This window comes from Paraburkholderia sp. GV068 (genome assembly GCF_003058125.1).
Lineage (GTDB): Bacteria > Pseudomonadota > Gammaproteobacteria > Burkholderiales > Burkholderiaceae > Paraburkholderia > Paraburkholderia graminis.
The window spans coordinates 221120-234572 of the sequence record NZ_QBUB01000005.1; the positions used below are offsets into that span (position 1 = coordinate 221120).

The window sequence follows — 13453 nt, forward strand, 5'->3', positions numbered from 1 at the left end:
CCGGCATTTGAGTCTTTCGATCATACCCAAAAATGCCGTGCCGTATGCGGCTTGTGTACAGTGAGTGCGCTGCTGCGCGCGGGTTGCGCAGCGCAGCATTGCGGAATAACGCTAGACGTAGGGCGGTTTTGTGCGCTGGGCAGCGCGTAACGCGTGCGCTGAATGAACCCGCCCTACGCCATGCCTCAACTCATCGCGCGGCCGTTGCCGCGGCCGTACCGCGGCTCGGCGACCCGAGCGCGCGCAAGGTCTCCTTGACGGTCGCGACGCGCACCGCAAGGTCGGGACTGCGCGTTTCGATACGCAGCTTGTCCTGGCCCGCGAGCTTGATGTGCTTGTGCTTCTGCACCATCTCGATGATACGCATCGCGTCGATTGGCGGATTCGGAATGAACTGCAAGCCGATCACGGCTTCGCCCGCGTCGATCTTCGAGATGCCCAACGGCTTCGCCGCTAGCCTCAGCCGATGCGTCTCGACAAGCGCATGCGCTTGCGGCGGCAGCTTGCCGAAGCGGTCGATCAGCTCTTCCTGAATGCCGTCGATCGAATCGCTGTGCTCGCAATTCGCGAGCCGCTTGTAGAGCGACAGACGTTCCTGCACGTCGCCGCAATAGTCGGCGGGCAGAATCGCGGGCGCATGCAGATTGATCTCGGTCGTCGCGGCGAGCGGCGCGGTGAGGTCGGGCTCCTTGCCGTCCTTCAGCGCCTTCACGGCGTCGTTGAGCATGTCGGTGTAAAGCTGGAAACCGATCTCGTGAATCTCACCCGACTGCTTGTCGCCGAGCACTTCGCCCGTGCCGCGAATCTCCAGGTCGTGCATGGCCAGATAGAAGCCCGAACCGAGTTCCTCCATCTGCTGGATCGCCTCGAGCCGGCGCTGCGCCTGCTTCGTCAGACCTTGCGGATCGTGCACGAGCAGATACGCGTACGCCTGGTGATGCGAGCGCCCGACGCGCCCGCGCAACTGGTGCAATTGTGCAAGACCGAACTTGTCCGAGCGATGAATCAGGATCGTATTCGCGCTCGGCACGTCGATACCGGTTTCGATAATCGTCGTGCACAGCAAAACGTTCGCGCGTTGCGCGACGAAGTCGCGCATCACGCGTTCGAGTTCGCGCTCGTGCATCTGCCCATGCGCGACCGCGATGCGTGCTTCGGGCACGAGCGCTTCAAGCATCTGCCGGCGATTCTCGATGGTCTCGACTTCGTTGTGCAAAAAGTAAACCTGGCCGCCGCGCTTCAGTTCGCGCAGCATCGCTTCGCGAATCACGCTTTCTTCCTCGCGACGCACGAAGGTCTTGATCGCCAGACGCTTTTGCGGCGCGGTCGCGATCACGGAGAAATCGCGCAGCCCTTCGAGCGCCATGCCGAGCGTGCGCGGAATCGGCGTGGCGGTCAGCGTGAGCACGTCCACTTCGGCGCGCAACGCCTTGAGCGCTTCTTTCTGACGCACGCCAAAGCGGTGTTCTTCGTCGATGATCACGAGCCCGAGCCGCTTGAACTGCACATCCGACGAGAGCAGCTTGTGCGTGCCGATCACGATGTCGACACTGCCTTCGTTGATCTGCTGGATCGCGGCGTTCACTTCCTTGGTCGACTTGAAGCGCGACAGTTCGGCGATACGCACCGGCCAGTCGGAGAAGCGGTCCGTGAAGGTTTGCGTATGCTGTTCGGCGAGCAGCGTGGTGGGCGAGAGAAGCGCGACCTGCTTGCCGCCCATCACCGCGATAAACGCGGCGCGCAATGCAACCTCGGTCTTGCCGAAGCCCACGTCGCCGCATACCAGACGGTCCATCGGCTTGCCGCTCGTCATGTCGCCGATCACGGCGGCGATGGCCGCGGCCTGGTCCGGCGTTTCCTCGAAGCCGAAGCTCTCGGCGAACTTCACATAGTCTTTCGGCTCGAGCGCGAACGCGTGGCCCGAGCGCGCGGCGCGGCGCGCGTAAAGGTTCAGCAGCTCGGCGGCCGTGTCGCGAATCTGCTGCGCGGCCTTGCGCTTGGCCTTCTCCCATTGACCCGAGCCGAGCGAATGCAGCGGCGCGCTTTCCGGGTCGGCGCCGCTATAGCGCGAGATCACATGCAGTTGCGCGACCGGCACGTAGAGCTTGCTGTCGCCCGCGTATTCGAGGTGCAGGAACTCTGTTTCGCCTTCGCCCAGGTCCATCGTGACGAGGCCCATGTAGCGGCCAATGCCGTGCTGCGAATGCACGACCGGATCGCCGACCTTCAGCTCGGACAGATCGCGCACCATCGAATCGACGTTGCTCGCCTGTTCCTGGCGACGACGCCCCGCACGCCGCGCGAGCGGTCCGTAAAGCTCCGTTTCGGTGATGATCGCGATGCCGTCGACCGGCACCGCAAAGCCGTTCGCAAGCGGCGCGACGCCGAGCGAAAAACGCGCGTCGCCGATGAGCCAGTCCTGGAAGCTGTCGCTCGACGCGGGCTTCAGATGATTGTCCGCAAGCAACTGCAATAGCGTTTCGCGGCGGCCCGCCGATTCCGCGGCGAACAACACGCGGTTCGGCGTCGTGTCGAGAAACGCGCGCAAGGCCGAGACAGGATCGTCCGCGTGACGGTCGATCGCGAGATTCGGCAGCGGCGTCGCCCAGCCGCCGCCCGCATTGGCCGGCAGCACGAGGCGCGCGAACGGCTTGGCGAGCGTGAAGAAATCCTCGTCCGTCAGAAAGAGGCGCTGCGGCTCGAGAATGGGCCGGTCGCGATCGTGCGACAGGAAGTTGTAGCGCTGCTTCGTGTCGTTGGTGAAGCGCCGGATCGCCGCATCCAGATCGCCGATAAACGCGAGTTGCGCGCCTTGCGGCAAGTAGTGAAAGAGGGTGGCCGTCTCGTCGAAGAAAAGCGGCAAATAATATTCGATGCCCGCCGACGGCACGCCGTTGCCGATGTCCTTATAGATCGACGCGCGGCTCGGATCGCCCTCGAACGTCTCGCGCCAGCGGCTGCGAAACGCGGTGCGCGCGGCTTCGTCGAAGGGGAATTCGCGGCCCGGCAAGAGGCGCACGTCTTTCACCGGATAAAGGCTGCGCTGCGTGTCGGGATCGAACGCGCGGATCGAATCGACCTGGTCGTCGAACAGATCGATCCGGTAGGGCAAGGGCGAGCCCATCGGGTAAAGATCGAGCAGCGAGCCGCGCACGCAGTATTCGCCGGGGCGCACGACCTGGCTCACGTGTTCGTAGCCGGCCAGTGTGAGCTGCGCTTTCAGCTTGGCCTCGTCGAGGCGCTCTCCTTGCGAGAACGAGAACGTATAGGCGGCCAGAAACGACGCCGGCGGCATCCGGTACAGCGCCGTGGTGGCGGGCACGAGCAGGATGTCGCAGCGGCCCTCGCCGAGATCGTGCAGCGTGGCGAGGCGCTCCGAGACCAGGTCCTGGTGCGGCGAAAAGGTGTCGTAAGGCAGCGTTTCCCAGTCGGGCAGCAGGCGCACGCGCGCGTCCGGCGCGAAAAAGCCGATTTCCTGCGACAGCCGCTGCGCATCGACCGCGCTTTCGCAGACGACCGCGAGCAGCGGCACCTTCTCCCGATAGGCGAGATGGTAGCGGGCGATCAGCAGGGCGTCGGACGAGCCATGCGTGCCGTCGAAGGCGAAACGCTGGCCGGCCTTGACGAGCGCGACGGGCGGGGAGTACTGCGATGTTGCGGCGATATCTGGCATAGAAAGGAAAAGGCGGCCTCGGGCTCACACGAACCGGCAAGTTTACGCGTGTCGGGGCGTGGATGCGAAGGACCTATTATAAAATCCGTCCTTTACTTTGACCTCGCGGCATCCGCACTCGTGACTTCCCGTCTATTTGCCCTGATTCCGTGCGCAGGCACCGGCAGCCGTTCCGGTGCCGCGATGCCCAAACAGTATCGCACCGTCGCCGGCCGCGACCTGCTGCATTATTCGCTCGCGGCATTCGACGCGTGCAGCGAATTCGCGCAAACGCTCGTCGTCATTGCGCCCGACGACCAGCACTTCGACGCGCGCCGCTTCGGCGGCTTGCGCTTTGCCGTGCGCCGTTGCGGCGGCGCGTCGCGCCAGGCGTCGGTGCTGAACGGCTTGCACGCGCTCACCGAGTTCAACGCGCGCGACGACGACTGGGTGCTCGTGCACGACGCCGCGCGGCCGGGCATCACGCCGGGGCTGATCCGCACGTTGACCGGCGCGCTGAAAGACGACGCGGTGGGCGGCATCATGGCCTTGCCGGTCGCGGATACGTTAAAGCGCATCGACCGCGCATCGGCGGACGGCCGCATTGCCCGCACCGAATCGCGCGACGGACTCTGGCAGGCGCAGACGCCGCAGATGTTCCGCATCGGCATGCTGCGCGAAGCGATCTTGCGCGCGCAGGCCGACGGCCACGATCTCACCGACGAAGCGAGCGCGATCGAATGGGCCGGCCATGCGCCGCGGCTCGTGCAGGGCAGCCTGCGCAATTTCAAGGTGACGTACCCGGAAGACTTCGATCTCGCCGAGGCGATTTTGCTGCGGCCTTCGGCAGCGTGACCGGCGGTTTCATTTTCAGTGAATTCAGTGAACGGACTTGAGGACTTGACGCAGATGGATTTCAGAATTGGGCAAGGCTACGACGTGCATGCGCTGGTGCCGGGGCGTCCGTTGATTATCGGCGGGGTGACGATTCCCTATGAGCGCGGCTTGCTCGGCCATTCGGATGCCGACGTGCTGCTGCACGCGATCACCGACGCGCTGTTCGGCGCGGCCGCGCTCGGCGACATCGGCCGCCATTTCTCCGATACGGATGCGAAGTTCGCCGGCGCCGACAGCCGCGTGCTGCTGCGCGAGTGCGTGGCGCGCGTGAAGGCCGCGGGCTTTTCGATCGCGAATGTGGACAGCAGCGTGGTCGCGCAGGCGCCGAAGCTCGCGCCGCATATCGAAGGCATGCGCGCGAACATTGCCGCCGACCTCGGCCTGCCGACGGAAAAGGTCAACGTGAAAGCCAAGACGAATGAGAAGCTCGGCTATCTCGGTCGCGGCGAGGGCATCGAGGCGCAGGCCGTGGTGTTGCTGGTCAAGGATTGACTGGCTTTTTATGCGGCCGCGAAGAGCGGCTTGCGCGGCGTCGAGAATGCCCGGAAGCCGCGACGAAATCAACGGCCGTTATTCAGCGGCAATACACTGCGCGGCCGCATTGATCACCGCGGCAATCCGGCCCACGTCGCGCAACTGCGTCGTGCTCATGCCTTCGGCGACCAGCGTATCGAAGTGCGACTTCACGCAGAAATGACACTTGCCGATGATCGACGCGGCCAGCGCATACATCTCGAAGCGCCGCTTGTCCACGCCGCCATGCGACGCATAGGCGTTCATGCGTAACTGCGCCGGTTGCGATTTCAGATCCGCGTTGTCCGTCATTTCGACGTACGGATACCAGACGTTGTTCATGCCCATCAACGCGGCGGCGGTCAACGCGCCGTTCGTCTCTTCGGGCGAGAGCACGCCCGCGTTGCGAATCGCGTTGACGATCACCGTGCTCTTCGCGGCGAAAGCCGCGGCCAACGCGACGCCCACCGCATCGTTACCTTCCAGCGACGAGCGCGCGATCGTGCCGTCGAGATTCAGCCGGATGTCTTTCGCGTAGTCGGGCACGAGCGCCTTAATGGAAGACAAGAACTCCATTGCGATCTCCTATCGGGTTGTCGATAAAAAAGCCCGCGGCTTTTTCAAGCGTGGCGGGCCTGGGCAGACACGGCTTACAGCGTCGCGCCGCCGACTGCGCGGTTGCACGGACAGAGCTCGTCCGTTTGCAGACCGTCGAGAATACGCAGCACTTCCTCAGGATTGCGGCCGACGTTCAGGTTGTTCACCGAAACGTGCTGGATCGTATTGTCCGGATCGACGATGAACGTGGCGCGCAGCGCGACGCCCGCTTCCTTGTCGCGCACGCCGAGCTGGTCGATCAGCTCGCCCTTCACGTCGCCGAACGAATAGTGGTTCAGCTTGCTCAAGTCCTTGTGCTCGCGGCGCCATGCGAGCTTGACGAATTCATTGTCGACGCTGCCGCCGAGCAGCACCGCGTCGCGTTCCTCGAAGTCTTTCGCGAGCTTGCCGAACTCGACGATTTCCGTCGGGCACACGAAGGTGAAATCCTTCGGGTAGAAGTAGATGATTTTCCACTTGCCGGGGAACGACTGCTCCGTGATCTCTTCGAACGCCGAGACGCCGTTTTCCTCGTGGTTGTTAAAGCCAGGCTTGGCAGCGGTGACGGTGAACGCTTCGAGTTTGTCGCCAACGGTTTTCATGCGAGTGCTCCTTCGTGTGTTGGAAAAAACAGCATGTTGAGGCTACCAGCTCGTCATCACGAGCGCGTGTCAGGCTTTTAACTATAGCTCTATGGAACTATCCGCTCAATAGTTTTTAACTAACAACCCGGATAGTTATTATTCAACGGGGCGGGCATTGGCAGTGCGCAGCCTGGTCTGATGTCGCCGGTGTCGCAAGGCGCGGGCCACAGCGGTTCACAGCGGGCTCGCAGTGGACTCAAGCGCCTTTGGCGAGCGGGAATTCGATCGTGACTTCGAGGCCGGGGCCCGGCGTGCGATTGCGCAAGCGCAGCGCGCCGCGATAACGGCCGACGAGCCGCTGCACGATCGCCATGCCGAGACCCGTGCCGTTCGCCTGCGTGCGAGCGGAGTTCACACGATAGAACGGCCGTGTGACGAGCGCGAGTTGATCTTCCGGAATGCCCGGGCCTTCGTCGACCACCGAAAGCTCGACTCGCGAGTGCGACACACGCGTCTCCAGAATGACGTGCGGAATGCCGTCGCCATCGCTCAAACCGTATTTGCGCGCGTTTTCCAGCAGATTGCCGACGACGCGCCGCATGTCGGTCTCGTCCGCTTCGATCACCGCCGACGGCGCAAGCCGCGTGATCAGCCGCATGCTGTCCTCGCTTTGCATGCGCGCGGCGAGTTCGCTTGCGATCACCGACAGATCGACGGGCTCGGGCACGCGCTGCACCGGCCGCGCGTAATCGAGGAAGCGGCCGATGATCATATCCATCTGCTCGATGTCGTCGACCATTGCGTCTTTCGTGCTTTGATCCGACGGACTCATTTCTGTTTCGAGCCGCAGCCGCGCGAGCGGCGTGCGCAGATCGTGCGAGATGCCGGCGAGCATCAAGGCGCGGTCGGCCTCGAGCTGTTCGAGGTCCCGCACCATCTGGTTGAAACTGCGATTGGTTTCGGCCGCGACGCCCATGCCCCGCTCGGGCAGCGGTTCGGGCGACTGGCCCGAGCCGACCCGGCGCGCGGCCATCGCGAGACGTGCGAACGGCCGGTTCACGAGACTCGTGATGAAGGCCGCGCCGAATAGCGACAACGCGAGCGCGAACACGCCCCAGCCGGCCCATTGAAGGCCGGTCGCATTGTCGAGCTGATCGCGGTCGAGCGCGACCCAGTAATCGTCGTCGTCGATCTTGAAGCTGATCCACACGCCCGGGATGTCGTTGACGCTTTGCGCGATCACGGTGTCGTCGCCGAGACGGCCGCGAATGTCGTGTTCGATCAGCCGGTTCAGCGACTCGTCGGGCTGCAGCTTGAACTTGTCGGTGGTTTCGCGCGGATACACGCGCACGCCCTCATTGCTTTCCAGATCTTGCAGCAACGCGCGCCGCAGATCGGGATCGGAATAAAGGAGTGCCGTGCGTGTGAGCTTGACGATGGCGACGAGCTGCAACGCCACGCGCTGCGCGCGCGGCTCGCGCTCGATCACCCGGAAGCTCTGGAACCACGCGGCGAGACTGACTGCGATCAACAGCGCGATCAGCAGAAAGGTCCGCCAGAAAAGGCCGCCGAACGCGAGCGTCAGGAGGCGCCGGTCGATCCGCATGGGCCCTTCTTATCTGAAAACAAAAGCTTGAGGTGTGAACAAACTCAGGCTGCGCCGTCGGGAATGAACACGTAGCCTAGACCCCATACCGTCTGAATGAAGCGCGGGCTGCCTGGGTCGGGCTCGATCAGCTTGCGCAGACGGGAGATCTGCACGTCGAGGCTGCGGTCGAACACTTCGTATTCGCGGCCGCGAGCGAGTTCCATCAGCTTCTCGCGCGACAGCGGCTGGCGCGGATGACGCGCGAATACCTTGAGCACCGAGAACTCGCCGGTGGTCAGCGGGATTTCCTGGCCTGCCTTGGTAAGCGTGCGGGTCGCGAGGTTCAGCGCGAACTCGCCGAACTCGAAGACCTCGGTGGTCTCGGACGGCGCGCCCGGCAATTCCGACGGCGACTGACGGCGCAACACAGCATGAATTCGCGCGACCAGTTCGCGCGGATTGAACGGCTTCGGCAGATAGTCGTCAGCGCCCATTTCGAGGCCGACAATACGATCGACGTCTTCGCCCTTGGCCGTCAGCATGATGATCGGCGTGCGGTCGTTGCTGCCGCGCAGACGCCGGCAGATGGACAGGCCGTCCTCGCCTGGCAGCATGAGGTCGAGCACCAGCAGATCGAAGCGCTCGCGCACCCACAGCTTGTTCATGGACGGCGCGTTCTCCGCCACATAAACATTGAAGCCTTGTTCGCCGAGGTAGCGGCGCAGCAGGTCGCGCAGGCGCGGATCGTCGTCGACGACGAGGATTTTCGAAGGGTTTTTGGTTTCCATGGTCGGCATCTTAGCGCGATTAGAAAGTGGTGCGCGGTTGCATCATTTGTCGAGTTACAGTCAGTTACAAAATTTACCCTGCCTGTGGCACGGCGTAAAGCGACGCCAGTTAGACTCCTTTACTGAATGCGGCTGTTCGGTGGATACTTCACTCGACTAAAACCCACGCGCCCGGCTCGTAACCGGGTTTGTCACAGCATTTGAGGTCGCCGGTTGCCGCGCCACGAAGGGAACAACATGAAGGGAGGGGTTTGGCCGAATGTGCGCCTGAACGTGATTGCACTGGCGGTTGCCGGTACGCTCGCAGGCACATTGGGATCAACGCTCGCCCACGCCCAGCCTTCTGCCGACAGAGCTGCGAGCGCGCGCGCGCCCAGACCGAGTCCCTCAAAAGCAAACCGTCATGACTCGAACAGCGAGCGGCCTGCATCGGACGTGATGCTGCGCACCGCGGTTCCCCCCGACCTCGATCAACGCCGCCGCGATGGGCATATGACGCCGGACGAACGTCGTTTGCTGAGGCAGCATATCGAAGATGCTGTGCGGGAGCTTTATAAGCGGTAGGGTTTTGGTGGTGGTGGTCGTCGTGCTTGTTCTGGTTTTAGCGTTCCACGCTGTCTTTCCGTTCTTGTGCTGTCTTGTGCTTGTTCGCACTTGCATCGCTCTTCGCTGTGCTTCCCGTTCGTGATTTTGCTGGGCATGTCTTGCTCATCATGCTGACAAGGTGTGTCGAGTCTTGCATATGGCCTGTGTACTAGAAGCGGGCAGACAAGGGAGCGGCATGCCGCATGCGATGCGTCATCGTGCGTGAAGATTTGCTCTGTCATGAACGCATCGTGCGCCTTGCACATTTGCTCGCCAGTGATTCGCGCATCCTTCCGGACGCCCCATGAAACGACGCAGCTTTCTCTCGATGAGCGCCGCCGCCAGCGCGGCCCTCTGGCTGCCTCGCACATTCGGCGCTGAGCCCGCCGCGCACACGGCACGTCACGTTCCAGCGTTCGCACGCGATAACGGCAAGCTGCTGATCCTCATCGAATTGAAGGGCGGCAATGACGGTCTGAACACCGTCATTCCGTTCGCCGATCCGGCGTACTACCGGCTCCGTAAGCGCATCGCAATCAGACGCGAGCACGCGATTCAACTTGACGAACGCACGGCGCTGCATCCGTCGCTCGAACCGTTGATGCCTTTGTGGCGAAGCGGGCAGCTTGCGATCGTTCAGGGCGTCGGTTACGCGGCGCCCAACCTCTCGCATTTTCGTTCGATGCAGATATGGGACACGGCATCGCGCTCCGATCAGTACCTGCGCGAAGGCTGGCTCAGTCGCGCGTTCGACAGCGCGTCGGCGGCGGCTGGTTTTGCCGCTGAGGGCGTCGTGATCGGCAGCGATGAAATGGGACCGTTGGCGCAGGGCGGTGGTGATGGGGCGCGTGCCGGTCGAGGTCAAGTTGTAGAGGCCGGGAAAGGCATCGCTCAACTATGTGGTCGGCCGCTGCGCGCACAAGACGCAACGCGACTGACGACCGCGTTTCCATGCAGTTCGTTCGGCGCGTCGATAAAGAGCGCGATGCAGATGCTCGCGGCCCGCGATAGGTTGCGCGTGCAAGCACAGCAAGGGCAGGCACTGCGACTACATGCTGCGCAAGCGGACACGACCGCCCCCGCAACCGCAATCCGCCTGACGCTAAACGGCTTCGATACGCATCAGAATCAGCCGGAGCGCCACCGTCTGTTGCTGACGCAACTTGCTGAAGGCTTGGCTGCAATGCGATCGGCGCTTGTCGAACTGGGCCGTTGGAACGACACGCTCGTGATGACGTACAGCGAGTTCGGGCGGCATCCGCGTGAGAATGACAGCGCCGGCACGGACCACGGCACCGTGGCGCCGCATTTCATGATGGGTGGACGAGTGCGCGGCGGCTTGCACGGCGTGCCGCCGCAGTTGGCGCGGCTCGACGGCAATGGGGAGCTGCCGGTCGGCGTCGATTTTCGACAGCTTTACGCGACGGTGCTCGCGCGCTGGTGGCGTGTCGACGCACAGGCGATCTTGCGGCAGCAGTTCGAGCCACTCCCTTTGCTGCACATCTGACGACGGCGCGCTCCGCTCCTTGCGCTTACTTCGCGCGCCACGCGATCCACAGCTTGCGGACCGGCGTCAACGCGATACGTTGATGCAGCACGTGATAACCGTCGCGCTCTATTTCATCGAGCAACGCGCCAGCGAGCGCGGCCTGCGCAAGCAGCGTGCGCTGCGAACGGCGCTCGCTGCGCGGCACCGCGGCGAGCGCGCTATGCAAGGCATCGCGGGCACGCTTCGTCTGAAAGCGCATGAGCTCCGTGAACGCATCCGAATATTTTCGATTGATCAGGTCCGCGGCTGTCACACTGAAGCGCTGCATTTCGTCAATAGGAATGTAGATGCGGCCGTGGCGCGCATCGTTGCCCGTTTCCGCCACGAGTTGTGCGAGCAGCAGCGCTTCGCCTAACGGTGCGGACCAGCCCGGAGCCTGCGCGCCGTCGGTGTGTGCGCTGGTGTGTGCGCTGGTGGATCCATTCGTGCTCGCTGCGCGCGCCACAAGCGCGGCAAAAGTGCCGCCAACCGCCTGCACGTAGCGGCGCAAATTCGGATAGTCCAGGTAACGCGCCTGGTCGAGATCCATCTCGAAGCCGCCAAGCAGCGTCTGCAACGCGGGGTATTCCGCTTTGACGTCGGGCAGCGAAGCCGCGAGCGCCTTTGAAACCGGATGCGTGGGCGAGCCCGCAGCCAACGCGCCGAGTTCGTTTTGCCACCACGCGAGCTTCGTGCGGCCAATCGCGGGGTCGCTCACTTCCTTGACCGTTTCCTCGAACTCGCGGCGCAGTGCGAAGAGCGCGGTCAAGCGCGGCTGACTGGCGGCCGGTGCTTGCCGCAGCGCGTAGTAGGCGCTCGATCCAGGGGGCGCCGCTTTTTGCTGGCAATATTCGTCGAAATTCACGGCTTGGAATGTGGGGAAGGGCAGGCGAAGTGAGCACGGCATGCGTGCGCGAAGCCGAAAATTGTAGCATCGGCGGGGCAACGGCAGAGGCGCGAGCCGGATGCCCGGCAGTTGCAGACAAGCGCGAATCAATGCGTTAGAATCTCGCGCTTACGCTTTTGGGCGCGTACATTTGAACGCGCCGGAAAGCATGCAGGACATCGGGCGAGACGTACAACGTTGGCCCGGCTGCGAGGGTGGCGAAATTGGTAGACGCACCAGGTTTAGGTCCTGACGCCCGCAAGGGTGTAGGGGTTCGAGTCCCCTCCCTCGCACCATTAACTTCTCGATATAGAGCGGTCTGCGGATTTCCTTGGCGTGGTTGACCGGCGGCCTTGAAGCGAATCCGGGATTGTCGGCAGGAACATAACATCATCGAATTTCTTGACGTTGATGTGCTGCCCGCGCCGCGTATAGACATCTTCTGTCTTTCCAATGTATTGGATATTCCGCTGCCTCAAGAAGAAATAGAGTCCGAGAAATAGAGTCCGCGGCGCTAGGCCGGAATCGGAACCTGTTGAAGGCCTGCGCGCTCAAGAAGCTTTCCGTGCATCGCTGCATTCTTTTCGCCGTTTTCTTTTCCAAACTTATCCACGGTCTTTGCGCCTGAAGAATCGTCGCCGGCGCGCTTGCGCGCCGTTTGCCAGACGCGGTAAATCTGGTGCGAGCCGGCGTACCGTTCGCGCGTCGTTGGGTCGATGAACAGCGGGCCGTCCGCTATGGCCCACCTGTACAAATGAGACCGTCGGTCCGGTTCCGCAGGTTATCAATCACTCGATATTCGGGAGTGCCGGCCATGCGTCGGGATCTCCACCCATCGCCACACACATGTCCCGCATGAGGTCCGTGCTGACCTCGATCCACTCGGGCGTACCGAACGGAAGGTCCTCGGGATTCTTTTTGCCCTGCGCTGAGCGAGTGCGGCGCACGGTCGCGCTGACTTCCTTCATTTCATCGAACAGAAGGTAGTCCGGCTTGGTCGGTTCGTTATCTGCCATCTCTTGGTCTTTGGTATTTTTTTTGGTTGATCGGAAAGATACTCCGATTTTCTGATGTCGTAACTTCCAATTTCGGAAAGTTGTGCCGTACCGTCATGCGGGACGAATCAAAAGCGCGCCCGACAATCTGCTGGCGAGGCTGCAATCAGGAATTGACGGCGGCCTGAAGCGGTACGACGCCGAGTGTTCGCGATCGTCGCGATGTGTAGTGAGAACCCCCGTCAGGTCACAGCACTCGCCGGGGCTCTTTTTTGGGTGGCCCTTGGGTGACTCTTTTTTGGTGACCCGGATAGGCGGCGCGCGCGATGCAGGCCCGTAGAGGCCCGCATGGCGAGGTCAGGCCGCTCAGGCTTCCGGTGTGGCGGGCGGCGCCTGCGTGCCCGGCAGATCGGCTTGCGCGGCGCCCTCGAGAAAGCGCCGCGTCGATTCGAAAGCCTGCAACATCGGCTCGGGCCACGGCGTTTGCAGCATGACCGCCTGATGGTTTTCGAATGCCGACGACAACAGCTTCACCAGTTCCGGCGAACGCAGATGGCGCAACAGCACGCTTACCGCGATCGCCGTCGCCTGGCTCGCACCGGCCGTCTGGAGTTCCGACGCCGTGAGCGCCGCGACCTGTTTGTTGATGTCCACTGAAACTTCCCTGAATAGAGTTGGATGACTGGGCTCGCGCGCCGCGCGGTTCATCGACCTGAATGGAAGCGATAACCCGGCGCACGCGGCGGACCCGGGATTTTGACACGGTTGGCGTTTTGCCGCGAAGACAGCGTCGCGATCAGTGAGAATGCGGCGCGCGGATAATCGCGTGCCGTTGTTCGG

The 13453-nt window shown here is 62.9% G+C and carries 13 protein-coding genes and 1 tRNA gene; 5 read left to right on the forward strand and 9 right to left on the reverse strand.

Features of this window, described 5'->3' with window-relative positions; all coding sequences use genetic code 11:
- Positions 1-190: 190 nt before the first annotated feature.
- Positions 191-3673: a transcription-repair coupling factor gene (gene mfd / locus C8K18_RS13140; protein WP_029968331.1), complete on the reverse strand. Its 3483-nt coding sequence runs from the start codon at positions 3671-3673 to the stop codon at positions 191-193.
- Between the two features lie 120 nt (positions 3674-3793).
- Between mfd and ispD the strand changes: the two genes are divergently transcribed.
- On the forward strand, positions 3794-4507 hold the full coding sequence (gene ispD / locus C8K18_RS13145) for a 2-C-methyl-D-erythritol 4-phosphate cytidylyltransferase (RefSeq protein ID WP_029968333.1): 714 nt from the start codon (positions 3794-3796) through the stop codon (positions 4505-4507).
- Between the two features lie 54 nt (positions 4508-4561).
- Positions 4562-5041, forward strand: coding sequence for a 2-C-methyl-D-erythritol 2,4-cyclodiphosphate synthase (gene ispF / locus C8K18_RS13150; protein WP_006048913.1), 480 nt, complete (start codon positions 4562-4564; stop codon positions 5039-5041).
- 78 nt (positions 5042-5119) lie between these two features.
- On the opposite strand, the gene C8K18_RS13155 is transcribed toward ispF, so the two are convergent.
- The 4 genes from C8K18_RS13155 to ompR all read right to left on the reverse strand — a co-directional run bounded on the left by C8K18_RS13155 (position 5120) and on the right by ompR (position 8628).
- Entirely contained in the window at positions 5120-5638 is a 519-nt protein-coding gene (locus C8K18_RS13155) for a carboxymuconolactone decarboxylase family protein (RefSeq protein ID WP_006048914.1), read from the reverse strand.
- Positions 5639-5712: 74 nt separating this feature from the next.
- On the reverse strand, positions 5713-6261 hold the full coding sequence (locus tag C8K18_RS13160; RefSeq protein ID WP_006048915.1) for a peroxiredoxin: 549 nt from the start codon (positions 6259-6261) through the stop codon (positions 5713-5715).
- 238 nt (positions 6262-6499) lie between these two features.
- The gene (locus tag C8K18_RS13165; RefSeq protein ID WP_006048916.1) at positions 6500-7849 is read right to left on the reverse strand and encodes an ATP-binding protein; all 1350 of its coding nucleotides are present in this window, start codon (positions 7847-7849) and stop codon (positions 6500-6502) included.
- Between the two features lie 44 nt (positions 7850-7893).
- Complete coding sequence (ompR, locus tag C8K18_RS13170; protein WP_006048917.1) at positions 7894-8628, reverse strand: two-component system response regulator OmpR; 735 nt, start codon at positions 8626-8628, stop codon at positions 7894-7896.
- A gap of 228 nt (positions 8629-8856) precedes the next feature.
- Here ompR and C8K18_RS33685 point away from each other — a divergent pair, with 228 nt between their 5' ends.
- Both C8K18_RS33685 and C8K18_RS13180 read left to right on the forward strand, forming a co-directional pair.
- Positions 8857-9183, forward strand: a complete 327-nt coding sequence (locus tag C8K18_RS33685; RefSeq protein WP_029968335.1) for a hypothetical protein — start codon at positions 8857-8859, stop codon at positions 9181-9183.
- Between the two features lie 325 nt (positions 9184-9508).
- The gene (locus C8K18_RS13180; protein ID WP_107707716.1) at positions 9509-10711 is read left to right on the forward strand and encodes a DUF1501 domain-containing protein; all 1203 of its coding nucleotides are present in this window, start codon (positions 9509-9511) and stop codon (positions 10709-10711) included.
- 25 nt (positions 10712-10736) lie between these two features.
- Here the strand turns inward: C8K18_RS13180 and C8K18_RS13185 are convergent, their stop codons facing one another.
- On the reverse strand, positions 10737-11597 hold the full coding sequence (locus C8K18_RS13185) for a squalene/phytoene synthase family protein (RefSeq protein WP_107707813.1): 861 nt from the start codon (positions 11595-11597) through the stop codon (positions 10737-10739).
- A gap of 230 nt (positions 11598-11827) precedes the next feature.
- Here C8K18_RS13185 and C8K18_RS13190 point away from each other — a divergent pair.
- Positions 11828-11914 (forward strand) — tRNA-Leu (locus tag C8K18_RS13190).
- A gap of 218 nt (positions 11915-12132) precedes the next feature.
- On the opposite strand, the gene C8K18_RS13195 is transcribed toward C8K18_RS13190, so the two are convergent.
- The 3 genes from C8K18_RS13195 to C8K18_RS13205 form a co-directional block, all read right to left on the reverse strand.
- Positions 12133-12372 (reverse strand): hypothetical protein, encoded by a 240-nt coding sequence (locus C8K18_RS13195; protein WP_107707717.1) that lies wholly within the window; start codon positions 12370-12372, stop codon positions 12133-12135.
- A 34-nt stretch (positions 12373-12406) separates the two neighbouring features.
- On the reverse strand, positions 12407-12634 hold the full coding sequence (locus tag C8K18_RS13200; RefSeq protein ID WP_053858052.1) for a hypothetical protein: 228 nt from the start codon (positions 12632-12634) through the stop codon (positions 12407-12409).
- 345 nt (positions 12635-12979) lie between these two features.
- Positions 12980-13267 carry a hypothetical protein gene (locus C8K18_RS13205; RefSeq protein ID WP_006048921.1) on the reverse strand — a complete coding sequence of 96 codons (288 nt, stop codon included), beginning with the start codon at positions 13265-13267 and terminating at the stop codon, positions 12980-12982.
- Positions 13268-13453: the final 186 nt, after the last annotated feature.